Below are 23,300 nucleotides of genomic sequence, written 5' to 3'. Positions count from 1 at the left end.
TGCGTGTGCTGTGTCACGAGGATGTCACGCGTGTGAGTCCCCGGCCCCCTCGGGTGTGGGGGTGGGTCGCCAGCGAGAGAGGTCGGTCGCGCGGGGCTCGACCCCGAGCTGCTGACGCAGCAGGTCCGTGCCGAAGATCCGGCTCACCGCGAGGTGGGAGACGGCGTATGCCGTGAGCAGCGGTGGCGTGGATGCGCGCAGGAGGCGTGCGGCGCCTTCCAGGGCGAGCGCCGCGGCCCACGCGGTGGGTGCACCGGTGAACAGCGGTCGTTCGGTCCAGCCGTTGGCGGTGGCCACCCCGGCGGCGACGGCGGCCAGCGGGAGTGGGTCCGCGTCCGCGACATTGAGGACCGTTGCGTCGCAGGGGATCTCGCAGGCCGCGACCGCCGCCTCGGCGACGAGCCGGACGTCGGTGAGGTGGACGAGGGTGTCGGGGTCGCCGGGGCAGAACAGTCGGCCCCGTCGGCGTGCCCGGGCCAGTCTCGGCAGGAGCGTCGGGTCCCCGGGGCCGTGCACGGCATGGGGCCGCAGCACGACGGTGCGGGGACGGTCGAGCACGAGCCGCTCCTGGACCGCCTTGGCCCGGGAGTACGCCGACAGGTGGCGCCGGGTCGGTGCGACGTCCTCGGTCAGGACCTCCCGGGGAGGTCGAGGGGCCCGGAGCGGGTAGACGCTGCACGACGAGACGAGCACGACCCGTGCGGCGGGCCAGGTCGAGAGGACGGCTTGCGTGCCCCCGACGGTCACGGCCTGGTGCACGGCCCACGGGTCCCACTCGTCGACGTGCGCTGCCGCATGGACCACGACGTCGACGTTCGGCGCGTCCGGCAGCGCTCCGCTCGTGAGGTCCCACTGTCGGTGCTCGAGGCCCGGACGCGAGGCGACGGGGCGTCGGCTCAGGGCGAGCACGTCGTGTCCTCGCGCCAGCAGGAGGTCGAGGACCGCTCCCCCGACGAAGCCGCTGGCCCCCGTGACGGCCACCCTCATGCCGGCGCTTCCTCACGCCTGCTGTCCACGAGGCCACGCAGGGCCTCGAGGTCGACGCCCGCCGAGCGCCCCCGGCGCGGCACCTCCGCGACCGTGACGACCTCGTCTGGACGCCAGGCGTCGTCCGCGAGTCCCGACCAGGCACGCAGCACGAGGCGCGACAGGGTGGCAGCCTCCGTCTCCGGCGACCCCGCACGGACCGGGACCACGGCCAGGACGACGCGCTCGTCCCCCGTCACGGGGTGGGCGACCCCGACGAGGGCGCAGTCGGCGATGGCGTCCCCGAGCCGGTCGAGCAGCAGCGGCTCGACGAGCTCGGGGTAGATGTTGGCCTGCCCCCGGATGATCATGTTCTTGGACCGCCCGGCGAGCAGCAGCGTGCCGTCGGGGCCGAGCTCGCCGAGATCGCCGGTGCGCACCTCCTCGGTCGGCGACTCACCCGCGAGGCGGTGGCGGGCCTGCGGGGCACGGACGACGATCTCGCCGACACCGTCGCGGTCGGGGGTCTCGATGCGCACCGTGACCCCCGGCAGCGGGGGTCCGAGGCAGGTGCGGCCCGGCGGCGACGCGAGCACCTGATCCCCGGTGGCGACGGCGACGGGGAGGGCCTCGGTCAGCCCGTAGACCGCCCGCACGGACACGCCGGGAGCGAGCGAACCCAGTCGACGGACGGTGACCGGCAGGACGGGAGCGCCGCCCATGCCGAGCTGTCGGATCGCCGGCGGCAGCCCACGGGACGCGGCGGCCAGCATCTTGGTCGGCACGGCATACGCGTGGGTCGCCCGCTCGCGCTCGGCCTGGCGCAGCCAGGCCCGCGTCGTGGCTGTGACGGGCGGCAACGACCACGTCGCTCCGGCGAGGAGTGTCGGCAGCCCGATCATGAGCTGGTCGGTGTGCATCACGACACGCTCGTCGAGCTCGAGGGCCATGACGGCGGCCTCGATGCCGGCAGAGAGCGAGCGCAGGGTGTGCACGACCGCACGGGGCGCGGCCGTCGTCCCGGACGTGAACACGACGAGCGCGTCGCGTGCCGGATCCCCCACGGCCGCAGGCGGACTGCCGGTCGGAAGCTGCTCCCAGCGCGTCGCCGACCTCGGCACACCGGGCAGGCGCGGGCCGGTGACGACGTGGACCAGCCCCGGCGTCGACAGGTCCGGCAGCTGCAGCCCCGATGTGGCCGGCAGCCGCGCGAGCAGGGACGACAGCGGCCGGTGGGTGGCGGCGTGCACGACGGTGTCGGCGACCGCCCCGCGCACCGGCACGGTCCGGCGGCGCACGTCGAGCAGCGCCTCGCCGGCTCCGGGGTCGGCCACGACGACGACTCCCCCGGCGAGGACGACCCCCAGGGCTGCGGACACGGCCCGCGGCGAGGGCCGGACGGCCAGCAGCACGCCCTCCCCGGCGGCGAGACCGCGGGACGCGAGATGTGCGGCGACGCGCGTGACGTCCGCGCCGAGCTCGCCGAACGTCACCGACCGGCCCCGGTGGTCGCGGATGGCCACGCGACGTGGTGACTCGCCGGCCCTCGCGAGGATCGTCGTGACGAGGTCGTCGCGAGGGGTCACGCCGCCCGGTCCGATCGGCTCGGCCCTGCCGGCCGCGCCAGACGGTCGACCTGACGCCCGTTCGGCGTCCGCACGGTCAGCTCTGCGTAGCGCGGCACGAGGACGCGACGGGCGGCCCGGCGCGACGAGACGACGAGCCCCTGCTCGCCGGCCACGTCGAGCAGCATCGCGGTCATCGCGCGCAGCTCGGCGAGGGCGAGCGGAGCCCCGAGGCAGAAGTGGCTGCCGGCACCGAACCACAGGTGGCGCAGGTCGCCCGTGGCCGCGCGACCTGGGTCGAAGCCGCCCTCGCGCCGGGTCGCCCACCAGAGCAGCACGACGACGCGTTCGTCGGCGCGCACGCGGACCCCGCCGAGGTCCGTGACACGCACGCACCGGCGCAGGGTCGCGAGGCTCGGCGTCGTCATGCGCAGGCCTTCGGCGACGACTGCGTCGACGTCGTGGGAGAGGACCCGTCCGGGAGCGAGGAGGTCGGCGTCGGCGAGCTGGCCGGCGATCCGCGGGAACGCACTGCTGACGGTGCCCGTGCCCGTGAGGAAGAGTGCTGCGGCGAGGGACCGGGCGTCGTCGAGCGAGGCGCCCTGGCGTGCCAGTCGGCCCATGACGGTGTCGGGTCCCTTTGCCGCGTGGGCGGACTCGGCCGCGTCCTGCACGACGGCGAGCGCGGCACGCGCCCGGCGGACCGCACCTTCGTCGAACCCGCGGGTGCGCCAGCTGACCATCGACTCGATGGCATCGCTCGCCTCCAGCAGCGTCGCAGGTGGAGTGGCGGGGTCGAGCCCGACGACGACCCCGATGGCCGCGGCCGACACCTCGCGCGCGAGCCGGACGACGTCGAGGTCCTCACCCGCCCTCAGCCTCGACGCTGCCGCGGCGACCAGCGGCCCGGCGGCGGCGTCGCAGACCTCGCGGACGACACGCGGCGAGAAGAGGTCGGACAGCGAGCGTCGGAGGGCGCGGTGGGCCGCGCCCTCCATGTTGAGCAGCACCCGCTCGCCGAGGACCGGCGTCCACAGCGCCCCAGACGAGCCGGGACCGTTCTTGGCGAAGGCGTCCGGGTCGGTCAGCACCCGCCGGGCCACCCCCGGGTCGGCCACGAGCACGCCGACTCCGGGCACGCGTACGACCCCGCGACGCGACACGGCCGCGTCGACCACGCGGGCGACCACGGGGTGGGCCGAACGCACCAGCCGTGACTCCCAGCGGCTCCCGGGGTCGGTGCGCGCGAGCGCCCTCACGCGACGACCCGCACGTCGACGACGTCCGGGCGGTGGCCGTGGTCGAGGTACCAGCGCAGGGTGTTGCGCAGGCCGTAGGCGCGCAGCCGCCGGACCGACGCGTGCACGACGAGGCCGCGGTGGTGCTCGAGGCGCGAGCTGACGCGCCGCACCCGGTTGACGAGCTCGCGGTCCTCGTGGACCTCCTCGATCGCCGTGCGGGGGAAGCCGCCGCTCGCCTCGTAGGCGCGGGCGCTGACGCCGAGGTTGCAGCCCGGGCTCATCCGGTAGGGGCCGAGCAGCTCGGGTGAGCGGTTGCTCGGGCGGAAGCGGCCGAACGCCTGGCAGAAGCCGATGACTCCCGGCAGGACGACGCGCTCCCACGGACGCAGCCGCACCTCGTCGGTGCGGGCCCGCATGGGTCCGGTGACGAGATCGGCGCCGGCCGCGAACGCGCGGCGCCCGACGGCGGTCCACCGAGGAGTGGGCAACGTGTCCGCGTCGGTGCGCAGCACGTGCGTGGCCCCGTGCGCGATGGCGTGGCGCACCCCCGTGTCGGAGGCCGCGCCCGTGCCCTTGCGCCTCTCCGTGACGATCGTGACGCCGAGTCCGTATGCCGCACAAGCACTTTCGACGGCGAGCACCGTCCCGTCGGTGCTGGCGTTGTCGACGACGACGAGTCTGAAGTCGCGGTCGTGCTGTGCTGCGAGCGCGGCGATGGTGCGCGCGATGCCGGCCTCCTCGTCGAAGGCCGGGACGACGACCCAGAGCCGGACGTCACCGGCTCCGAGGGGTGCCGGACCCGTCACCAGCGCACCGCCATGGTGCCGACGCTGATGCCGCCCGCGAGCCCGACGAGCAGCACCGGGTCGCCCGGCTCGGCGAGCCCGAGCCGCTGCACCTGCTGCCACTGGAGGGGCAGCGTGGCCGAGGCGCAGTTGCCGTGCTCGGGCAGCGTCTCGACGACGAGGTCGCGCCGCAGCCCGAGGCGCGCGGCGAAGACGTCGAGGTAGGGCATTGCGACCTGGTGGACGGCAACCGCCACGAAGTCCTCGACGCCGAGTCCGTCGGACTTGAGCGCGCGGTGGATCTCCTCGACGTCGACGCTGTCGAACGCCTGGCGCAGGCGGGCGCCGTCCATGACGAAGTAGCCCTTGTCGACGTCGCGCGGGTGCCTGGTGCCACCGGCCGGAAGCTGGCCGACCGACCAGTGCCGCGACTCCGCGGTGAACCAGCGGTGCAGGATCTCGCCTCGGGCGCCCGGTGCGGCCCGCTCGACCAGGGCTGCCGCCCCGGCGTCGCTCATCGTGTAGCCGGGCACCGACTCGACGAACTGCGCCGCGTCGCGTACGGACCACCGGGCCGCACGCGACGGCATCTCTCCCGTCACGACGAGCACGCGGTCGTACTGCCCCATGGCGATCAGGGCCTCCGCGACCTGGACGCCGTTGAGCCAGGAGTTGCACGCGTTCTTGACGTCCATGACCGGGCACCGAGCGCCGAGCAGGTCGGCCACGATGTGCGACGTCGCCGGCTCGACGAGGTCCTGCGACGCGGAGGCGAACACGAGAAGGTCGACGTCGCCGATCTCGAGGTCGAGCGAGGCGAGCGACGTGCGGGCGGCGGCCGCAGCGAGGTCGGACGCCTGGGTGTCCGGGCCGGCGTGGTGGATCCGCCTCACGCCCGTCAGGCGTCCCAGCACGCCCGCGGGAGGGACGAACCCGCTGCTTGACCCGACGATGCGGGCCTCGACCTGCTCGACGTCGAGGGCGTGCTCGGCGACGTGGGCGCTGACGCCGGCGATGCGACTGGACATGCGCGCGTGACCCTCCCTGGCTCGGCGTCCGGGCCCTCCCGGCACCGTGCGGGCAGTTTACGGTGAGGCCATGGAGCCCGTGCTGAGCCGACGTACTCACCCCGTGTCGTCGCCGACGGGCCACCGGCTGGCCACGCGTCACGAGCGCCGCGTGATCAGGTCGGCCGACCCCCGTCTGGGTCTGCTCGTCGCCCTCGCCCGACGCGGTCCGCGGATCGTGAGGGCGCCGGGCCTCGGCTGGCTGGTCCGGGATCCCGCGCTCATCCGAGAGCTGCTCGTCGACCACCGCTCCACCTCGCTCCTCGGCGAGGGCGGTGTCGGGCACCTCTGGTCCCAGGTGCTCGGCGACTGGGTGGAGGACCTCTTCGACGGCCGGGGCCACCACTCGCTGCGTACCCGCGCCCGCGACCTCTTCACCGAGGCCGCAGCCCGTGACCTCGTGTCGGTGGCCGCGGGACCGGTGACCGAGCTCCTCCGACGTCGCCTGCGTGACGGGGACACCGTGGACGTCGCCGACCTGGCCAAGGTCCTCGTCGGACGCCTCGTGGTGGCGATGCTCGGCCTCGACGCGACGACCCTCGCCGACGAGGCCGCGATTGCTGGGCTCGACGACGACGGCTGGGGTGCCTACCGGCTCGTCTTCGCCCGTGGTGAGGAGCTCGCCGCCCTCGCCCTGGGGACCCAGGCCGACACCACGCTCTCCGACCCCACGGTCGCCCGCGCCCGCGAGCTCCTCGGCGGGCTCACCTCAGGGGTCCCCGCGGCCTACCGCTCCTCGCCGGTCACGACGGTGCTCGGCCGCTGCCGGGAGCTCGGGGTCACCGAGCAGGAGGCCACGGGTCTGGCCTCCCTCCTGCTCGTCGCGGGGACCGAGACGGCAGCGAGCGCGATCGCGCGGACGACGGCCCTGCTCGCCGACACCGGCCAGGCGTCGCGGCTCTGCGCCGCGACGGGTGACGAGCGCGACGACCTGCTCGACGTCGCCGTCCGCGAGGGCCTGCGGGTCACGACCCCGGCACCCGTCATCGGCCGCCACGTCACCCGGGACGTCACCGTCGGCGGACGGACGCTGCGGGCCGGCGACCGGGTGCTCGCCCTGACCTACGTCGCCAACACCGCTCCCGGTGCCCTGGACCTCGACCGGCCCTACCTGCCGGACAACCGGCACCTGTGGTTCGGCGCCGGACGCCACCTCTGCCTCGGGGCGCCGGTGGCGCGGGCCGAGCTGCGCGCCGTGCTCGGAGCGCTGGCCGATGCCGGGCCCTGGGCCGTCGTGGAGCGCGAGCCGGCCCGCCGTGTCCTCATCCCGACCTACCGCAGGCTCGTCGTCGCTCGCGGCTGACGACGGCCCTCCGGCTGGCGGTCGGTCGACGACACCGAAGGTCAGGGCCACCAGCCCAGCAGGCTGCCACCGATCTTGACGATGAAGGCGCTGACGATGACGACGAAGACCGCGCGCACGAAGCCGCTGCCCTTGGCGACCGCGGTGCGCGCCCCGACGTAGCCGCCGAGCAGGTTGGCCGCGGCGATGACGACGCCGACCTTGAGGATGACGAGGCCCATCGGGGCGAAGATCGTCAGCGCACCGAGGTTGGTCGCGAAGTTCGCGATCTTGGCCTTGGCACTGGCCTCGAGGAAGTTGTAGCCGAGCAGCCCGACGAGCGCGAAGACGAGGAAGCTGCCGGTGCCGGGCCCGAGCGCCCCGTCGTAGGCCCCGATGACGAAGCCGGTCAGCATCGCGAGGACGGTGTGGCGGGCACCGTGGAACCGCCGGATCGACTCGGAGCCGAGGTCGGGCTTGAAGAGCGTGTAGGCCCCGACGAGGACGAGGAGCACGAGGATGATCGGGTTGAACGCCGACTTCGGGATGTGCAGCCCGATGAGCGCGCCACCGATCGAGCCGACGTAGGCGACGGCGGCCATGGGCAGGGCGGTGCGCAGGTCGGGCCGGACCCGCCGGTAGAAGGTGATCGAGCTCGTCGCCGTGCCGAAGATCGAGCCGAACTTGTTCGTCGCGAGCAGCTGCGCGGGCGTGGCCCCCGGCATCCCGATGAGCAGCGCGGGCAGCTGGACGAGCCCTCCCCCGCCGACGACGGCGTCGATCCATCCGGCGACGAAGGCCGCTGCCGCGAGGAAGGCGAGGGTCGTGGTGGTCGGGTCGCTCACGCCCCTTCCGGCTCCTGGGCCTCGTGGTTCCAGAGGGCGACGATCCCCGCGACGTCGAGCAGCTCGTGGGCGACGGCGTCGGGGCGGGCCTCGACCGCCGTGCGCTGGCCCGCCGGGATGTCGGAGTGCGGCACGAGGATCGCGCGCATGCCGACCTGCTGCGGGCCGTGGACGTCCTCGAAGATCCGGTCGCCGACGTAGACCGCGCGCTCGGGTGCCACCCCGAGCGCATCGCACACGGTGCGGAACGCGTCCGGGTGCGGCTTCACGACGTGGATCTCGGACGAGTAGACGTCGGCGTCGAGCAGGTCGAGCACCCCGTCACGCTCGAAGACCTCCCGGTGGTAGTCGCGGGTCCAGATGGTGTTGGACAGCACACCGACCCGGATTCCCTTGCGCTGCAAAGACTCCCAGAGCGGACGAACCTGCTCGTCCGTGTGGGTGTGCGGCTCCCAGAAGCGCTGGTATGCCGCGAGCGCCAAGTGGTGCCGGTCGTGCTCCGGGTCGACACCCGCGGCCTCGAGGATCGCCGCGATCGACGCACTCTCGTGCGTCTCCCGACCGCGTCGCCAGGCGTGCTCCTCCGCGTCGTGGATGCGCATCGCGAGCGAGTCGGCCTCGGCGAGGTCCTCGGCCGGCATGGCGGGGTCCTCGACGGGGAGCCCGTGCACGGTGCGAGCGAAGACCCGCCACGGCTGCGGGAGGTCCACCTCGTGCCAGGGCGTCAGCGTGCCACCCCAGTCGAAGACCACGGCCTCCACGGGGCGCCGGGAAGCGGTCACGAGCGCTCGACCTCCGCGGTGACCTCGGCGGTCAGGGCGGCCACGGCGTCGTCGACGGCGACCTCACGGCGCTCACCGGTGCGGCGGTCCTTGATCTCGACCTTGCCCTCGGCGAGGCCGCGCCCGATGACGAGGATCGTCGGGACGCCGATGAGCTCGGAGTCCTTGAACTTGACGCCGGGGCTGACGCCCTTGCGGTCGTCGACGAGGACGGTCAGGCCCTGCACCTCGAGCTCGCGGGCGATCTCCTCGGCCTTGACGAAGAGCGCCTCGTCCTTGCCGGCGGCCACGATGTGCACGTCGGCCGGCGCGAGCTCGCGCGGCCAGATGATGCCCGACTCGTCGTGGTTGCCCTCGACGACGCAGGCCACCGCGCGTGAGACGCCCACGCCGTAGGAGCCCATGACGACGGTGACGAGCTTGCCGTTCTGGTCGAGCACCTTGAGGTCGAGCGCCTCGGCGTACTTCGTGCCGAGCTGGAAGACATGTCCCATCTCGATGCCGCGCGCCGTCGAGAGCGTGTGCTCGCAGTTCGGGCAGGGGTCACCGGCCCGCACCTCGGCGGCCTCGATGGTGCCGTCGGCCGTGAAGTCGCGGCCCGCGACGAGGTCGATGACGTGCTGCCCGGCGACGTTGGCGCCGGTCACCCAGCGGGTGCCCTCGGCGATGCGGGGGTCGAGCAGGTAGCGGATGCCGCTCGTGCCCTCGAGCCCGAGCGCGCCGGGGCCGATGTAGCCCTTGACGAGGGCCTGGTTGGCGGCGAAGTCGGCCTCGGTGAAGGCCTCGACCTCGGCCGGCTCGACCTGGGCGCCGAGACGCTTCTCGTCGACCTCGCGGTCACCCGGCACGCCGATGGCGAGCGGCTCGCGGGTGCCGTCGGGCTGCACGAGCGTCACGACGACGTTCTTGAGCGTGTCGCCGGCCGCCCACGGACGGTCCTCGCGCGGGAAGCGCTCGTTGAGGTGGGCGACGAGCGTCTCGATCGTCGGGGTGTCCGGGGTCTCCTCGGCGTGCGCGGCAGGGACGCCGTCCCACCCGACGGGGTCCGGCGCGGGCACGCGTACGGCCTCGACGTTGGCGGCATACCCGCAGCTCGTGCAGTGGACGTAGGTGTCCTCGCCGACCTCGGCCGTCGCGAGGAACTCCTCGCTCTTGCTGCCGCCCATGGCCCCGGCCATCGCCTCGACGATGACGTAGTGGAAGCCGAGCCGGTCGAAGATGCGGACGTACGCCTCGCGGTGCAGCTGGTAGCTCTTGTCGAGCCCCGCAGCGTCGACGTCGAAGGAGTAGCTGTCCTTCATGACGAACTCGCGTCCGCGCAGCACGCCCGCCCGGGGGCGCGCCTCGTCGCGGTACTTCGTCTGGATCTGGTAGATCGAGAGCGGCAGGTCCTTGTAGGAGCTGTAGAGGTCCTTGACCGTGAGGGTGAACATCTCCTCGTGGGTCGGGCCGAGGAGGTGGTCGGCGCCCTTGCGGTCCTGGAGGCGGAAGATGTTGTCGCCGTACTCGGTCCAGCGTCCGGTGGCCTCGAAGGGCTCCTTGGGCAGCAGCGCCGGGAAGAGCAGCTCCTGGGCGCCGATGGCGTCCATCTCCTCGCGCACGATCCTCTCGACGTTGCGCAGCACGCGCAGGCCGAGCGGCAACCACGTGTAGACGCCGGGGCTGACGCGCCGCACGTAGCCGGCGCGCACGAGCAGCCGGTGGCTCGGGACCTCTGCGTCCGCCGGGTCCTCGCGAAGGGTTCGCAGGAACAGGGACGACATGTGCAGGGCCACCGGGTCTCCTCTTGTGGTGCTGGGCGTGGTGCGGAACCTTGGAAGGATATCGGCCACCCGGCGCACCTGCCGGACGGTGCCGTAGGGTGCCGTCGGCCCGGCAATTGTCCGGTTGTTGTCCTGACCGGACAAGACGTGGTCACGGGCTTGACGACAGGCAGCACCGCGGGTTCAGTGACCCCTGCCGGATGACGACGTCAGCTTGTCCGGAGATCGTGACGTCCTTGTGACACCACGACGCGGTGTTCGGCCACGTGAGCACGAACCGTGAGGAACAATCGGGACGGGCGCGTGCGCCTCACGAACACCACAAAGGAGTGTTGACGACCAGATGAGCACCCCCTCCAACCCGGCTCCTGGATCATCGAGTGCCGAGACGGCCGGCGCGGCGCAGCCCGCCGCCCCGCCCGGCAGCATCATTCTCGAGATGCGGGAGATCACCAAGGAGTTCCCCGGCGTCAAGGCCCTCTCCGACGTCTCGATGGCGGTCCGTCGAGGAGAGGTCCACGCGATCTGCGGGGAGAACGGCGCCGGCAAGTCCACCCTCATGAAGGTCCTGTCCGGGGTGCACCCCGCGGGCACCTACGACGGTGAGATCCACTTCGAGGGCAAGCTGTGCGAGTTCAACAACATCCGCGACAGCGAGCACGCCGGCATCGTCATCATCCACCAAGAGCTCGCGCTCATCCCGGAGATGTCGATCGCCGAGAACATCTTCCTCGGCAACGAGACGGCCAAGGGCGGAGTCATCGACTGGCTGTCCACGCGCGTCAAGGCGCGCGAGCTGCTCGCCCGCGTCGGCCTCGAGGAGGAGCCGGACACGAAGATCCGCGACATCGGCGTCGGCAAGCAGCAGCTCGTCGAGATCGCCAAGGCGCTGTCCAAGGACGTCAAGCTCCTCATCCTCGACGAGCCGACCGCCGCGCTCAACGAGGGCGACTCGCAGCACCTCCTCGACCTCATCGCGGGCCTGCGCTCCAAGGGCGTGACCTGCATCATGATCAGCCACAAGCTCAACGAGATCGAGCAGATCGCGGACTCCATCACCATCATCCGCGACGGCAAGTCCATCGAGACCCTCCGCGTCAAGGAGGACGGCGTCGACGAGAACCGCATCATCCGCGGCATGGTCGGCCGCGACCTCGAGTCGCGCTTCCCCGACCACACCCCGGACATCGGCGAGGTGTTCTTCGAGGTCAAGAACTGGACCGTCCGGCACCCGAGCGTGCCCGACCGTCTCGTGGCCAAGCACAGCGACTTCTTCGTCCGCCGCGGCGAGATCGTCGGCTTCGCCGGCCTCATGGGCGCGGGACGCACCGAGCTCATGCGCAGCCTCTTCGGCCGGTCCTACGGCACGTACGTCGAGGGCACCATCATCAAGGACGGCAAGGAGCTGCGGCTGCGCACCGTCGCGGACGCCATCGACGCCGGCCTCGCGTACGTCACCGAGGACCGCAAGACGCTCGGCCTCAACCTCCTCGACGACATCAAGCGGACGACGGTCTCGGCCCGGCTCCAGCGCATCACGAAGGGCTTCGTCGTCGACGAGCGCGAGGAGTACAACTACGCCGAGTCCTACCGGAAGTCCTTGCGCACCAAGGCGCCCAACGTCGACGAGGGAGTCGGCAAGCTCTCCGGCGGCAACCAGCAGAAGGTCGTGCTCGCCAAGTGGCTCTTCACCGAGCCAGACCTGCTCATCCTCGACGAGCCGACGCGCGGCATCGACGTCGGTGCCAAGTTCGAGATCTACGGGATCATCCAGCGCATGGCGTCGGAGGGCAAGGGCGTCATCCTCGTCTCCTCCGAGCTGCCCGAGCTGATCGGCCTGTCCGACCGCATCTACACCATCGCCGAGGGCGCGGTCACCGGCGTGCTCTCCCGTGAGGAGGCGGACCAGGAGTCGCTGATGAGGCTCATGACCCGACGCACCCACGGCGGCTCCGCGGAGACCACTCCCACGTCCTCCCGCGAGAGCGCGTGAGCGGCGAGCCGGCCCCGACCACTCCCCCATCCACACTCCACACAGCCAGGACTGCACCCATGGACAAGGTCAAGAAGATCTTCGGTGGCGACACCCGTCAGCTCGGCATGATCTTCGCCCTCGTGGCGCTGATCATCTTCTTCCAGATCTGGACCGGTGGGCTCACGCTCACGCCGGACAACGTCATCAACATCTTCCAGCAGAACTCCTACATCCTCGTGCTCGCGATCGGCATGGTGCTCGTCATCATCGCCGGCCACATCGACCTCTCCGTCGGCTCCGTCGCGGCGTTCGTCGGGATCTGCGTGGCCATCGCGATGCGTGACTGGAACCTCAGCTGGTGGATGGGCATCCTCCTCGGCCTCGCCATCGGTGCGCTCGTCGGCGCGTGGCAGGGGCTCTGGACGGCCTACGTCGGGATCCCCGCCTTCATCGTGACGCTGTCGGGCATGCTGCTCTTCCGCGGCGCCAACCAGTACGTCGGCAAGTCGAACTCGGTGCCCGTGTCCGAGGACTTCCAGGTCATCGGTGGCGGCTACCTCCCCGAGATCGGGCCCAACACCGGCTACAACAACCTGACCGTCCTCATCGGCCTGCTCCTCGCCGTCGGCATCGTCGTCGGCGCCGTGCGCAGCCGCCGCGCGCTCGTCAAGCTCGGCGCCGAGGTCGAGGACGCGTGGATCATGTGGGTGCGCCTCGGGCTCATCTGCGCGGCGATCATCGGCGCCACGCTGCTCTTCGGCTCCGGCCGACCCGGCACGTCGTTCCCGATCTCCGGCATCATCCTCGCGGTCCTCGTCCTGCTCTACGGCTTCATCTCCAACCGCACCGTCATCGGCCGCCACATCTACGCCGTCGGTGGCAACCGGCACGCCGCGGAGCTGTCGGGCGTCAAGAGCAAGAAGGTCAACTTCCTCGTCATGATGAACATGTCGATCCTGGCGGCCCTCGCCGGCATGATCTTCGTGGCCCGCTCGACCGCCTCCGGCCCGTCCGACGGTGTCGGCTGGGAGCTCGACGCCATCGCGGCCGTCTTCATCGGTGGCGCTGCCGTCACCGGCGGTGTGGGCACCGTGGTCGGCTCGATCGTCGGAGGCCTCGTCATGGCCGTGCTCAACAACGGCCTGCAGCTGCAGGGCATCGGCGCCGACGCGACCCAGATGATCAAGGGCCTCGTGCTCCTCGTCGCCGTCGCGTTCGACGTCTACAACAAGTCGCAGGGGCGGGCCTCGCTCATCGGGATGATGATGCGCAACTTCCGTCGCGGCAACGACGACGACACGTCGGCCACGCCGCCGCCGTCGGCGGCCACCGAGACCTCGTCGGTGAGCGAGACCATCCGCCAGTCCAGCTGAATCCCCCGTGCCGGGACCCCGGTGGCCGACAGCCACCGGGGACGGCCCGGCACGACCCACCACAGACCCGGTCAGGGCGCCGCCCGTGACCGAGAAGGATCCGCGTTCGCCCGGACGCGACGAGAGGAAAGAGAGCACATGCGTACCTTCACCAAGGTGCTGGGCGTCACGGCTGTGGCTGCCCTTGCTTTGACCGGTTGCGGTCGGAGCAGCGACACCGGCACGACGCCGGGCGCATCCAACGGGGGATCCGCCGCAGCGGGCTTCCCGGCCGACTCGGTCATCGGCATCGCGCTGCCGCAGAAGACGTCAGAGAACTGGGTGCTCGCCGAGCAGCTGTTCAAGGACGGCCTGTCCGCAGCCGGCTTCAAGGGCGACGTGCAGTTCGCCAACGGTGGCGTGTCCGAGCAGCAGAACCAGATCTCGGCCATGGTCACCAAGGGCGCGAAGGTCATCGTCGTCGGCGCCATCGACGGCTCGCAGCTGGGCACCCAGCTCAAGGCCGCCAAGGACGCCGGCGCGACGGTCATCGCCTACGACCGCCTCGTGAAGAACACGGCGGCCGTCGACTACTACGTCGCCTACGACAACTTCAAGGTCGGCGAGCTGCAGGGCCAGGCCCTGCTCGACGGCATGGCCAAGAAGAAGGCCAACGGCCCGTACAACATCGAGCTCTTCGCCGGCTCGCCCGACGACGCCAACGCCCAGGTGTTCTTCGACGGCGCCATGAAGGTGCTCAAGCCGAAGATCGACGACGGCACCCTGAAGGTCGTCTCCGGCCAGAAGGACTTCAACCAGGTCGTCACGCAGGGCTGGAAGGCCGAGAACGCCCAGAAGCGCATGGACACGCTCCTGTCGGCGAACTACCAGAGCGCCGCCCTCGACGGCGTCCTGTCGCCCAACGACACCCTGGCCCGCGCGATCATCACGTCGGTCAAGGCGGCCGGCAAGCCCGTCCCGATCGTCACCGGTCAGGACTCCGAGGTCGAGTCGGTCAAGTCGATCATGGCCGGCGAGCAGTACTCCACGATCAACAAGGACACGCGCAACCTCGTCAAGGAGACCATCGCCATGGTCTCCGCCCTCCAGAAGGGCCAGACCCCGACGGTCAACGACACCAAGTCCTACAACAACGGTGTCAAGGTCGTCCCGGCCAACCTGCTCCCCCCGGTCATCGTGACCAAGGAGAACGCAGCCGAGGCCTACGCGAACGACCCGACGCTGGCCCCGCTCACCAAGTGAGCTGAGCCCGCCGCGTCACCGCTCTCGGTGGAGGCCCGTCCCGTCAGGGGCGGGCCTTCGTCGTGTCCGGGCGCGCGTCCCACCGCTGGACACCGACCGCGCCGGGACCCCGACGCGGCGTAGCGTCGCGCCATGGCGGACGTCTATCTCCACGGGCACCATCCGAGCGTCCTCGCGTCGCACGGGGCGCGCACGGCCGCGGACTCCGCGGCCTACCTCCTCCCCCACCTGCACGACGGTATGCACGTCCTCGACGTGGGCTGCGGGCCCGGCACGATCACGCTCGACCTCGCCGAGGCGGTCGGACCGTCGGGTCGCGTCGTCGGCGTCGAGAACGTCACCGGTCCGCTCGAGCACGCCCGCCGCAGCGCCGCCGCCCGCGGCGACGTGCGCACGTCGTTCGAGCTCGCCGACGTCATGGGACTTCCGTATGCCGACGCGTCCTTCGACGTCGTGCACGCGCACCAGGTGCTCCAGCACCTCACCGAGCCGGTCGGCGCCCTTCGCGAGATGGCGCGCGTGACCCGGCCCGGAGGACTCGTCGCCGTGCGCGACGTCGACTACGCCTCGATGGTGTGGCACCCGGCGTCCGACCTCATGACCAGATGGCTCGAGCTCTACCGACACCTCGCCAGGCTCAACCACGCCGAGCCGGACGCCGGCCGCCATCTCGTGGCCTGGGCACACGCCGCAGGGCTCACCCGGCTCACTCCGTCCGCGTCCTTGTGGACCTACGCGACACCGGAGCAGTGCGCCTGGTGGGGCGGCACGTGGGCCCGCCGCACGCTCGAGTCGACCTTCGCCGCCCAGGCGGTGGACCACGGCCTCGCGACGCCCGCGGACCTCGCGCAGATCAGCGCCGCGTGGCAGGACTGGTCGACGCATCCCGACGCGTGGTTCGCGATGACCCACGCCGAGATCGTGGCGCACGTCTGAGCCGGACGAGGGCCCTAGGGACGACAGGGAACCTGGTCGCGGTCAGCTGGTGGACTTTGCCAGAGTGGTCGTATGCCGCGTCCCTCCCACACGTTCACCCTCGTCACCGACGCGGCCGTCGCTCGCAGCCGACTCGCCGGGCTCGTGACCCGCGAGCCCGAGTCCCTCAGCGTCATCGCAAGCGTGACCGAGTCGCTCGTCGCGGAGCCCGACCGCTACGCGGGGCCGCGGTGGTGGGTGGTCGCGGACACGGCCGGCGAGGTCGTGGGCGCCTTCATGCACACGCCACCGCACCCGTTGCACGTCGCGCTGGCCACCGCGGAGCAGGCCCGCGACCTGGCAGCGCTGCTCGCGGCCGACGGAGACACACTGCCCGGCGTGGGCGGTCTGCGGGAGCCGGCCGAGGCGTTCGCCGACGAGTGGACGGCCCGAACGGACGACACGGCGACGGTGACCATGCGGGTCGGTCGTTTCGACCTGCCCGAGCGTCCCCGGATGCCCTTCGAGGTCGCCGGATCCTTCCGCGTCGCCACCGGTGCCGACTGCGCGCTCGTCGACGAGTGGCACCAGCAGTTCGTCGACGCCATCGAGGGCGGTGGCCGCACCGTCGCCTCGCTGGTGCGGACCGTCGAGGCCGGGCGGGTCGGACTGTGGGAGCACGACGGCCGGACGGTCTCGATGGCGTATGCGTCGTCCCCGAGTGGGGGCGTGACCCGCATCTCCGGCGTCTGGACCCCTCGCGAGCTGCGCGGGCACGGCTACGCGAGCGCGGTCGTCGCCGCACTGAGCAGCGACCGGCAGGACGCGGGCGAGGCGTGCATGCTCTACACGGACCTCGCCAACCCGACCTCCAACGCGATCTACCGGGCGCTGGGCTACCGCCGGGTCGGCGAGAGCGTCACGATCGGGTTCGGCCGGGCCGGCCTCAGCGCATGACTTCCCCGGCGCGCAGGGCCGTCCGGATCATCGGCCACTGGAGCGGCAACCGCGCCACCGTGGCGGCGAGGTAGCCCTGCCGCTTGGCGTCGTCCGGCTTGCGGTCGAGGCGGCGCTTGGCCTGCCCCGTCATGGTGACGTTCGCAGGGAAGACGGCGACGAGGAGCGCCGCGGAGACCAGCCCGGCGACACGACGCGTGCGAGGGACGAACAGGCCCACCGCACAAGCGATCTCGAGGGCACCCGACGCATACACCAGCGCGCGTCGCGACGGCAGCTGCTTCGGCACCATCGCCTCGAACGGCTCGGGCTTGACGAAGTGCATCGTGCCCGAGGTGAGGAAGAGTCCGGCCAGGGCGATGGCGTCCTTGCCGAGCGGGGCGTTGGTGGCGGTCTTCATGACCTCACCCTAGGCGGACGACCGCGGGCTAGAGCAGGACGGTCGTGAAGGCCCCGACCTCATGGAAGCCGCACCGCGCGTAGGTGGCCCGGGCCGCGACGTTGAAGTCGTTGACGTAGAGCGAGACCTCGTCGGCCAGGCCCGACAGGCACTGCTCGACGACGCTCGCCATGGCAGGGACCGACAGGCCCTGTCCGCGCAGCCGGGGGTGCAGCCAGACCCCCTGCACCTGGGCGCAACCGAGCGCCAGGGAGCCGACGTCCGCCTTGAAGACGACCTCGCCGTCCTCGACCTTGACGAAGGTGTGTCCCGCCCGGATGAGCGAGCCGATGCTCGCCCGGTAGCTGCGGTCGGACCCGAAGTAGGGCGGGTAGCCGATCTCCTCGGTGAACATCGCGGCGGCCGCCGGGAGCACGAGGTCGACCTCGTCGAGACGCGCCGGACGCACGTCCGGGTCCAGGGTGAGGCCGAGGCCCGAGGGCAGCGTCCGCGTCGTCAGCAGGGGCTGGTGCGTGCGGATGGCCCTGACCGGGCCCCACGTCGGCCCCAGGCGGTCCCAGAGGCCCCTGACCTGCTCGCTGGGACCGAAGATCGAGGCGCACTGGCGCCGCATCCGGCTGATCCGCGCCGCGACGGCGGAGACGCCGTCCTCGTCGAGCTCGACCGGGACGACGTTGGCGCTGACCCAGGCCAGACCCCGCAGCTCGCCGTCGGCCCAGTGGCCGAGGAGCGCGCCCGGGGACGTGCGCAGCGAGCCCTCGACGATGCGTGCCGCCACGAAGGCGTTGGCCACCCGGTCGCGCGCGCACACCTCGAGCGCCGTATCGAGGTCGGCCGCCGACAGGGGGCGCACGGGGAGTCGTTGGCGGAGCACCTCCCAAGAGTGCCTTCCCACGGCCCGGGTGTCACCCCGGCGCGCCTCACGAACGCGTCACAGCGCTCCCGGGGCGCGCTCAGGCGCGGGTGTGCAGGACCGGACGGTCGAGGTCGGTGTTGTCGAGCACCCAGGTCGCGCGGCCGCGCGGGTCGGCCGCCTCGAGGTAGAGGCGTTGCCCGCCGACGTAGCGCCGGTTCGCAGGCGCCTCGGGGTCGGCGTCGTGGCCGTCGCCGAACCGCGCGTTGCCGCGTGGCACGGACACCGCGAACGGCACGTCGACCCACACGGCTGCGTCCCACACGTCCGCCAGCTCCGGTCGCTGGAGGAAGATCCCGTCGACGAGCAGCACCGTGTCCGCCTCGACCGAAACCGGTTCGGGGTGCACGGGGCGGTCGGCCTCCACGTCGTTGACGGTCGGGGTGACCGGCTCGCCGCGGCGGAACGGGGCGAGGACGGCCCGGCGGAACGCGACGTAGTCGTACGAGTCCTCGTAGAAGCTCTCGGGTCCCCGGCCACGGGCGATGCGCTCGGCCCTCGGCCGGTGGAACCCGTCGATCGAGACGCGCAGCACGTCGCGTGAGCCGTCCACGGCGCCGATCACCTCGGCGAGCTGGTCGGCCAGCACGGTCTTGCCGGCGCCGTCGAAACCGTCGACGGCTACGGCCACGCGCTCCCCGGGCCGTAGCGCGACGACACGCTCGGCGAGGTCGCGCAGGACTGCATGCCGGAGTGACGTGCCAGGCCCTCGCGAGCTCGGGCGTGGCTCGTCCCCGGCTCCATTCCCGGTCGCGGGGACGGGGGCCCGCACGTCAGCTGACGGTGACGCTGGGGGCGCCGGCCGACTCCTCGTCGATCGGCTCGCCCATCTCCTCGGCCAGGCGCATGGCCTCCTCGATGAGGGTCTCGACGATCTGGGCCTCGGGCACGGTCTTGATGACCTCGCCCTTGACGAAGATCTGGCCCTTGCCGTTGCCGGAGGCCACGCCGAGGTCGGCCTCGCGGGCCTCGCCCGGACCGTTGACGACGCAGCCCATGACGGCGACGCGCAGCGGCACGGTCATGCCCTCGAGTCCGGCGGTGACCTGGTCGGCGAGGGTGTAGACGTCGACCTGCGCGCGGCCGCACGAGGGGCACGAGACGATCTCGAGCTTGCGCGGTCGCAGGTTGAGGCTCTGCAGGATCTGGATGCCGACCTTGACCTCCTCGACGGGCGGAGCCGACAGGGAGACGCGGATCGTGTCGCCGATGCCGCGCGAGAGCAGGGCCCCGAAGGCCGTCGCCGACTTGATGGTGCCCTGGAATGCGGGGCCGGCCTCGGTGACGCCGAGGTGCAGGGGCCAGTCGCCGCGCTCGGCGAGCAGCTCGTAGGCGCGCACCATGATGACCGGGTCGTTGTGCTTGACCGAGATCTTGAAGTCGTGGAAGTCGTGCTCCTCGAAAAGGCTCGCCTCCCAGACGGCCGACTCGACGAGCGCCTCGGGCGTCGCCTTGCCGTACTTCTCCATGATCCGCTTGTCGAGGCTGCCGGCGTTGACGCCGATGCGGATCGAGACACCGGCGTCCTTGGCCTCGCGCGCGATCTGCTTGACCTGGTCGTCGAACTGGCGGATGTTGCCCGGGTTGACGCGCACGGCCGCGCAGCCGGCCTCGATGGCCGCGTAGACGTACTTCGGCTGGAAGTGGATGTCGGCGATGACCGGGATCTGGCTCTTGCGCGCGATCGCCGGCAGGGCGTCGGCGTCGTCCTGGCTCGGGCACGCGACGCGCACGATGTCACAGCCGCTCGCGGTGAGCTCGGCGATCTGCTGGAGCGTCGCGTTGATGTCGGTGGTGGGCGTCGTCGTCATCGACTGCACCGACACCGGGAAGTCGCTGCCGACCCCGACCTTGCCGACCTGGATCTGACGGGTCTGGCGCCGCGGGGCGAGGACCGGCGGGGGCAGGGGCGGCATGCCGAGGGAGACGCTCATGTCGCCATTATGTCCCGCCCCGGTGATCGCTCGTACCCTCGGGCGGGCTCAGCCGAAGAGCTTGATCGGCTTGACGATGTCGGCGTAGATGAGGAGCACCGACATGGTGATGAGAACGAGACTCATGCCGTAGGCGATGGGCAGGCCCTTGGCGACGTCGACGAAGCCGGGGTCAGGGCGGTGGCGGAGGCGGGCCCAGCCCTTCTTGACCCACTCCCAGATGGCGCCGGCCACGTGCCCACCGTCGAGCGGCAGCAGCGGGACGAGGTTGAAGACGAAGAGCGCGAGGTTGAGCGAGGCGATGAGCAGGATCAGCTGCGCGAGCTTGACCCAGTTGCCGCCCTCGTCCGCCGGGATGTCGAGAGCCGCGACCTCCCCGCCGATGCGGCCGACGCCGACGACCGAGATGGGACCGTTGGGGTCACGCGCCTCGGAGCCGAAGGCGGCCTGGACGACGCCGGTCATCTTCTCGGGGATCTTGACGATGATCGAGGCGGTGTCGACGACGCGGTCCCAGACGAAGCCGGGAGCCTGGGTGATCGGGGTGCGGACGAGCTCCTGACCGGGCGTGATGCCGGCGAAGCCCATCGAGGCCAGGACCGGCTTGCCGTCCTTGGCGACGGGGTTGCCCTGGTCGTCGTAGGTGGCCCGGTCGATGACGGCGGGGGTGATCGAGATCGACACCTTCTGGTCACCGCGCTGGACGACCCACGTCATGGTGCGGCCCTTGCTGTCGCGGATGGCCGCGGTCACCTGGTCCCACGTGCTGATGGCCCTGCCGTCGACGGAGACGATGCGGTCGCGTGCCTGCAGACCGGCGGCCTTGGCCGGCGCGACGGGGTCGCCGGGCTGGCACTGCGGCTGCGGGACCTGCACGGTCGGTGCGGTCGTCGGCACGCACGCGGAGAGTGCCCCGACCTTGGGGGCGACCTGCGGCAGGCCGTAGAGCGTGATGACGCCGGTGATGAGCACGAAGCCGATGAGCAGGTTCATGAGGGGCCCGCCCATCATGATGACGATCTTCTTGCCGGGGCTCAGCTTGTAGAAGACGCGGTCCTCGTCGCCGGGCTTGACCTCCTCCATGGAGTCGGCGCGGGCCTGGTCGACCATCTGGCTGAAACGGCCCGTCGAGAGGGTGCGCAGCTCACCGGGCTTGTCACCGGGTCGCGGCGGCAGCATGCCGATCATGCGGACGTAGCCGCCGAGCGGGATGGCCTTGATGCCGTACTCGGTCTCGCCCCGCTTGCGCGACCAGACCGTGGGGCCGAAGCCGACCATGTACTGGGTCACCTTGACCCCGAACTTCTTGGCCGGCACGAGGTGGCCGATCTCGTGCAGCGCGATGCTCAGCGCCACACCGATGACGACGACCAGGACCCCTAGGAAGAACAGCACCCCTTCATTGTCACATCGACTTCCTGTGAACCCGATTCGATGTGCCCCAGCGCGGGATCGGAGGTGATCGGCGACCGGATGCGGTCGCGGATCACCTCCACCGCGGGTCAGGGGGTGGGGATGCTGCGCTCGGCGGCGCTCCTGGCCCAGGTGTCGGCGGCGAGGACGTCGTCGAGGGTGAGGTCGCGCACCTGCGAGGCCGGCTCTGCGGCATACGAGTCCACGACCACGGCCACCGTGTCGACGATGTCGACGAAGCCGATGCGGCCCTCGTGGAAGGCGTCGACGGCGACCTCGTTGGCGGCGTTGTAGACAGCCGGCCACGTGCCGCCCGCCTCCCCCACCCGGCGGGCCAGCGCGACCGCAGGGAAGGCCTCGTCGTCGAGCGGCTCGAACTCCCAGCTCTGCGCCCTGGTCCAGTCGACGGGCACGTCGGCGTCGGCGATGCGCTCGGGCCAGCTCATGCCGAGCGCGATGGGCACGAGCATCCGTGGCGGTCCGGCCTGGGCGATGGTCGACCCGTCTACGAACTCGACCATCGAGTGGATCATCTGCTGCGGGTGCACGACGACGTCGATGCGCTCGAACGGGATGTCGAAGAGCAGGTGTGCCTCGATGACCTCGAGACCCTTGTTGACGAGCGTCGCCGAGTTCGTCGTGATGACGCGGCCCATCGAGAAGTTCGGGTGCGCGAGCGCCTGCTCGGGCGTGACGCCGGCGAGCTCGGCTCGCGAGCGCCCGCGGAACGGCCCGCCGCTGGCGGTCACGACGAGCCGTCGCACCTCCTCGGCGCGGCCTCCGCGCAGGCACTGGGCGATGGCGGAGTGCTCGCTGTCGACGGGCACGATCTGCCCGGGCGCCGCGAGCGCCTTGACGAGCGGGCCGCCGATGATGAGCGACTCCTTGTTGGCGAGCGCCAAGATCGTCCCGGCCCGCAGGGCCGCGAGCGTCGGCTCGAGCCCGATCGCACCGGTGATGCCGTTGACGACGACGTCGGCGTCCCGGGCGGCCAGCGTCGAGCTCGCGTCGGGGCCGACGAGCAGGTCGGGGTCGTATGCCGTGACGCCGGCCGCGTCGGCCGCGCGCGCGAGCGCTGCCGCGAGGTCGTCCGGCGTCCCGCTCGCCACGGCCACGACGGGAACTCGGAGGGCGACGGCCTGCTCGGCGACGAGGTCGAGGTTGGCGCCGGCCGAGAGCCCGACGACCTCGAAGCGGTCGCGGTTGCGGTGCACGAGGTCGAGGGCCTGAGTGCCGATCGAGCCGGTCGATCCGAGCAGGACGATGCGGCGGGGACGGGCCGGGGTGTCAGTCACCCCGGCATTCTCGCGCAGGTGCCGGCCGGCGGCTCAGGTGGTCACTCCCCTGGACCGCAAGAGCTCGTCACGCTTGAAGGCGTAGGCGACGGCCCACGTCATGCGCAGGCGGTACATCCGGATGTCGTCGCCCCAGCTGAAGGGGCTGCTGCCGTAGTGGGCGGTCCAGTGCGCGTCGACCTCGTCCCGCTCCGGACCCGGCTCGATGAGCTCGGCCCGGCCGTGGCTGAAGAGCGCCAGGTCCTCGCCGTCGATGTGGGCGACGCTGACTGCGGGCCGCGCCGCGAGGTGCCTGGCCTTGGCCGAGCTCCCTGCCGTGCCGAAGGTCCACGTGCCGTGGAGGAAGTGACCGTCGAGGGCGCTGATGCGCGGCTCGCCGGCCGCCGTGACGGTGGCGACGGACAGCACCTTCATGCCGGTCAGCAGCGCGACGAGCTGCTCGGCCGTCAGGGTGCGGTCGTCGTCGATGATGCTGCGCAGGTGGCCCGTCGCGCGCTCGTGGGAGGCGTCGAGCAGGGCCTGCAGGGCGGCGGTCTCGTCAGGTGTCTCGAGCATCCTCCGACGCTAGCGCCGGGCGCCGACAGTGG

At 71.8% G+C, this 23,300-nt stretch carries 21 protein-coding genes; 6 read left to right on the top strand and 15 right to left on the bottom strand.

Annotated features, from left to right (window positions below; genetic code table 11):
* Positions 1-24: 24 nt before the first annotated feature.
* Genes IEY30_RS00675 through IEY30_RS00655 form a run of 5 tightly spaced genes read right to left on the bottom strand, consistent with a single transcriptional unit; the run spans position 25 to position 5,585 of the window.
* Positions 25-987: an NAD-dependent epimerase/dehydratase family protein gene (locus tag IEY30_RS00675; RefSeq protein ID WP_081920292.1), complete on the bottom strand. Its 963-nt coding sequence runs from the start codon at positions 985-987 to the stop codon at positions 25-27.
* A complete protein-coding gene (locus IEY30_RS00670; protein WP_030146593.1) occupies positions 984-2,552 on the bottom strand; it encodes a class I adenylate-forming enzyme family protein in 1,569 nt (522 codons plus the stop codon). Before IEY30_RS00670 ends, IEY30_RS00675 begins: the two co-directional genes overlap by 4 nt.
* Complete coding sequence (locus IEY30_RS00665; RefSeq protein WP_052358202.1) at positions 2,549-3,790, bottom strand: cytochrome P450; 1,242 nt, start codon at positions 3,788-3,790, stop codon at positions 2,549-2,551. Before IEY30_RS00665 ends, IEY30_RS00670 begins: the two co-directional genes overlap by 4 nt.
* Positions 3,787-4,578 (bottom strand): glycosyltransferase family 2 protein, encoded by a 792-nt coding sequence (locus IEY30_RS00660; protein ID WP_030146595.1) that lies wholly within the window; start codon positions 4,576-4,578, stop codon positions 3,787-3,789. Before IEY30_RS00660 ends, IEY30_RS00665 begins: the two co-directional genes overlap by 4 nt.
* The gene (locus IEY30_RS00655; protein WP_030146596.1) at positions 4,575-5,585 is read right to left on the bottom strand and encodes a 3-oxoacyl-ACP synthase III family protein; all 1,011 of its coding nucleotides are present in this window, start codon (positions 5,583-5,585) and stop codon (positions 4,575-4,577) included. The genes IEY30_RS00660 and IEY30_RS00655 overlap by 4 nt, the downstream gene beginning before the upstream one ends.
* A gap of 70 nt (positions 5,586-5,655) precedes the next feature.
* On the opposite strand from IEY30_RS00655, the gene IEY30_RS00650 reads away from it, so the two are divergent.
* Entirely contained in the window at positions 5,656-6,927 is a 1,272-nt protein-coding gene (locus tag IEY30_RS00650) for a cytochrome P450 (RefSeq protein WP_052358204.1), read from the top strand.
* A gap of 41 nt (positions 6,928-6,968) precedes the next feature.
* Here IEY30_RS00650 and IEY30_RS00645 read toward each other — a convergent pair whose 3' ends face one another.
* Genes IEY30_RS00645 through IEY30_RS00635 form a run of 3 tightly spaced genes read right to left on the bottom strand, consistent with a single transcriptional unit; the run spans position 6,969 to position 10,308 of the window.
* Positions 6,969-7,751, bottom strand: a complete 783-nt coding sequence (locus IEY30_RS00645) for a TSUP family transporter (RefSeq protein WP_030146598.1) — start codon at positions 7,749-7,751, stop codon at positions 6,969-6,971.
* The gene (locus IEY30_RS00640) at positions 7,748-8,533 is read right to left on the bottom strand and encodes an HAD family hydrolase (protein WP_030146599.1); all 786 of its coding nucleotides are present in this window, start codon (positions 8,531-8,533) and stop codon (positions 7,748-7,750) included. The genes IEY30_RS00645 and IEY30_RS00640 overlap by 4 nt, the downstream gene beginning before the upstream one ends.
* Positions 8,530-10,308 (bottom strand): proline--tRNA ligase, encoded by a 1,779-nt coding sequence (locus IEY30_RS00635; RefSeq protein WP_030146600.1) that lies wholly within the window; start codon positions 10,306-10,308, stop codon positions 8,530-8,532. Before IEY30_RS00635 ends, IEY30_RS00640 begins: the two co-directional genes overlap by 4 nt.
* Positions 10,309-10,735: 427 nt before the next feature.
* On the opposite strand from IEY30_RS00635, the gene mmsA reads away from it, so the two are divergent.
* The 5 genes from mmsA to IEY30_RS00610 all read left to right on the top strand — a co-directional run bounded on the left by mmsA (position 10,736) and on the right by IEY30_RS00610 (position 16,758).
* Positions 10,736-12,289, top strand: coding sequence for a multiple monosaccharide ABC transporter ATP-binding protein (gene mmsA, locus IEY30_RS00630; protein ID WP_052358279.1), 1,554 nt, complete (start codon positions 10,736-10,738; stop codon positions 12,287-12,289).
* A gap of 59 nt (positions 12,290-12,348) precedes the next feature.
* Positions 12,349-13,644 carry a multiple monosaccharide ABC transporter permease gene (gene mmsB, locus IEY30_RS00625; protein WP_030146602.1) on the top strand — a complete coding sequence of 432 codons (1,296 nt, stop codon included), beginning with the start codon at positions 12,349-12,351 and terminating at the stop codon, positions 13,642-13,644.
* 138 nt (positions 13,645-13,782) lie between these two features.
* Positions 13,783-14,886, top strand: coding sequence for a substrate-binding domain-containing protein (locus tag IEY30_RS00620; RefSeq protein ID WP_030146603.1), 1,104 nt, complete (start codon positions 13,783-13,785; stop codon positions 14,884-14,886).
* Between the two features lie 132 nt (positions 14,887-15,018).
* A complete protein-coding gene (locus tag IEY30_RS00615) occupies positions 15,019-15,822 on the top strand; it encodes a methyltransferase domain-containing protein (RefSeq protein WP_030146604.1) in 804 nt (267 codons plus the stop codon).
* 72 nt (positions 15,823-15,894) lie between these two features.
* The gene (locus IEY30_RS00610; RefSeq protein WP_030146605.1) at positions 15,895-16,758 is read left to right on the top strand and encodes a GNAT family N-acetyltransferase; all 864 of its coding nucleotides are present in this window, start codon (positions 15,895-15,897) and stop codon (positions 16,756-16,758) included.
* On the opposite strand, the gene IEY30_RS00605 is transcribed toward IEY30_RS00610, so the two are convergent.
* The 7 genes from IEY30_RS00605 to IEY30_RS00575 form a co-directional block, all read right to left on the bottom strand.
* Positions 16,748-17,158, bottom strand: coding sequence for a DoxX family protein (locus IEY30_RS00605; protein WP_030146606.1), 411 nt, complete (start codon positions 17,156-17,158; stop codon positions 16,748-16,750). The genes IEY30_RS00610 and IEY30_RS00605 overlap by 11 nt on opposite strands.
* A 28-nt stretch (positions 17,159-17,186) precedes the next feature.
* Complete coding sequence (locus IEY30_RS00600; RefSeq protein WP_052358205.1) at positions 17,187-18,011, bottom strand: GNAT family N-acetyltransferase; 825 nt, start codon at positions 18,009-18,011, stop codon at positions 17,187-17,189.
* Positions 18,012-18,111: 100 nt separating this feature from the next.
* Positions 18,112-18,702: a nucleoside/nucleotide kinase family protein gene (locus tag IEY30_RS00595; RefSeq protein ID WP_229674771.1), complete on the bottom strand. Its 591-nt coding sequence runs from the start codon at positions 18,700-18,702 to the stop codon at positions 18,112-18,114.
* 142 nt (positions 18,703-18,844) lie between these two features.
* Positions 18,845-20,005, bottom strand: coding sequence for a flavodoxin-dependent (E)-4-hydroxy-3-methylbut-2-enyl-diphosphate synthase (gene ispG, locus IEY30_RS00590; protein WP_030146609.1), 1,161 nt, complete (start codon positions 20,003-20,005; stop codon positions 18,845-18,847).
* A gap of 48 nt (positions 20,006-20,053) precedes the next feature.
* Entirely contained in the window at positions 20,054-21,400 is a 1,347-nt protein-coding gene (locus IEY30_RS00585) for a M50 family metallopeptidase (protein ID WP_030146610.1), read from the bottom strand.
* 107 nt (positions 21,401-21,507) lie between these two features.
* Complete coding sequence (gene dxr, locus IEY30_RS00580; RefSeq protein WP_030146611.1) at positions 21,508-22,713, bottom strand: 1-deoxy-D-xylulose-5-phosphate reductoisomerase; 1,206 nt, start codon at positions 22,711-22,713, stop codon at positions 21,508-21,510.
* A 33-nt stretch (positions 22,714-22,746) separates the two neighbouring features.
* Positions 22,747-23,268 carry a pyridoxamine 5'-phosphate oxidase family protein gene (locus tag IEY30_RS00575; protein WP_030146612.1) on the bottom strand — a complete coding sequence of 174 codons (522 nt, stop codon included), beginning with the start codon at positions 23,266-23,268 and terminating at the stop codon, positions 22,747-22,749.
* Between the last annotated feature and the right edge of the window lie 32 nt (positions 23,269-23,300).

The sequence above is a fragment of the Terrabacter tumescens genome, assembly GCF_014646815.1.
Taxonomy (GTDB): Bacteria; Actinomycetota; Actinomycetes; order Actinomycetales; family Dermatophilaceae; genus Terrabacter; species Terrabacter tumescens.
The sequence above is the reverse complement of the archived record's forward strand: the minus strand, read 5'-3'. Positions and strand labels throughout refer to the sequence as shown.

Coding starts and splice junctions, on each gene's coding strand:
- IEY30_RS00620 (WP_030146603.1), top strand. CDS start 13,783: ATGCGTACCTTCACCAAGGTGCTGGGCGTCACGGCTGTGGCTGCCCTT.
- IEY30_RS00615 (WP_030146604.1), top strand. CDS start 15,019: ATGGCGGACGTCTATCTCCACGGGCACCATCCGAGCGTCCTCGCGTCG.
- mmsB (WP_030146602.1), top strand. CDS start 12,349: ATGGACAAGGTCAAGAAGATCTTCGGTGGCGACACCCGTCAGCTCGGC.
- IEY30_RS00605 (WP_030146606.1), bottom strand. CDS start 17,158: ATGAAGACCGCCACCAACGCCCCGCTCGGCAAGGACGCCATCGCCCTG.
- mmsA (WP_052358279.1), top strand. CDS start 10,736: ATGCGGGAGATCACCAAGGAGTTCCCCGGCGTCAAGGCCCTCTCCGAC.
- ispG (WP_030146609.1), bottom strand. CDS start 20,005: ATGAGCGTCTCCCTCGGCATGCCGCCCCTGCCCCCGCCGGTCCTCGCC.
- IEY30_RS00610 (WP_030146605.1), top strand. CDS start 15,895: ATGCCGCGTCCCTCCCACACGTTCACCCTCGTCACCGACGCGGCCGTC.
- IEY30_RS00650 (WP_052358204.1), top strand. CDS start 5,656: ATGGAGCCCGTGCTGAGCCGACGTACTCACCCCGTGTCGTCGCCGACG.
- IEY30_RS00575 (WP_030146612.1), bottom strand. CDS start 23,268: ATGCTCGAGACACCTGACGAGACCGCCGCCCTGCAGGCCCTGCTCGAC.
- IEY30_RS00675 (WP_081920292.1), bottom strand. CDS start 987: ATGAGGGTGGCCGTCACGGGGGCCAGCGGCTTCGTCGGGGGAGCGGTC.
- IEY30_RS00655 (WP_030146596.1), bottom strand. CDS start 5,585: ATGTCCAGTCGCATCGCCGGCGTCAGCGCCCACGTCGCCGAGCACGCC.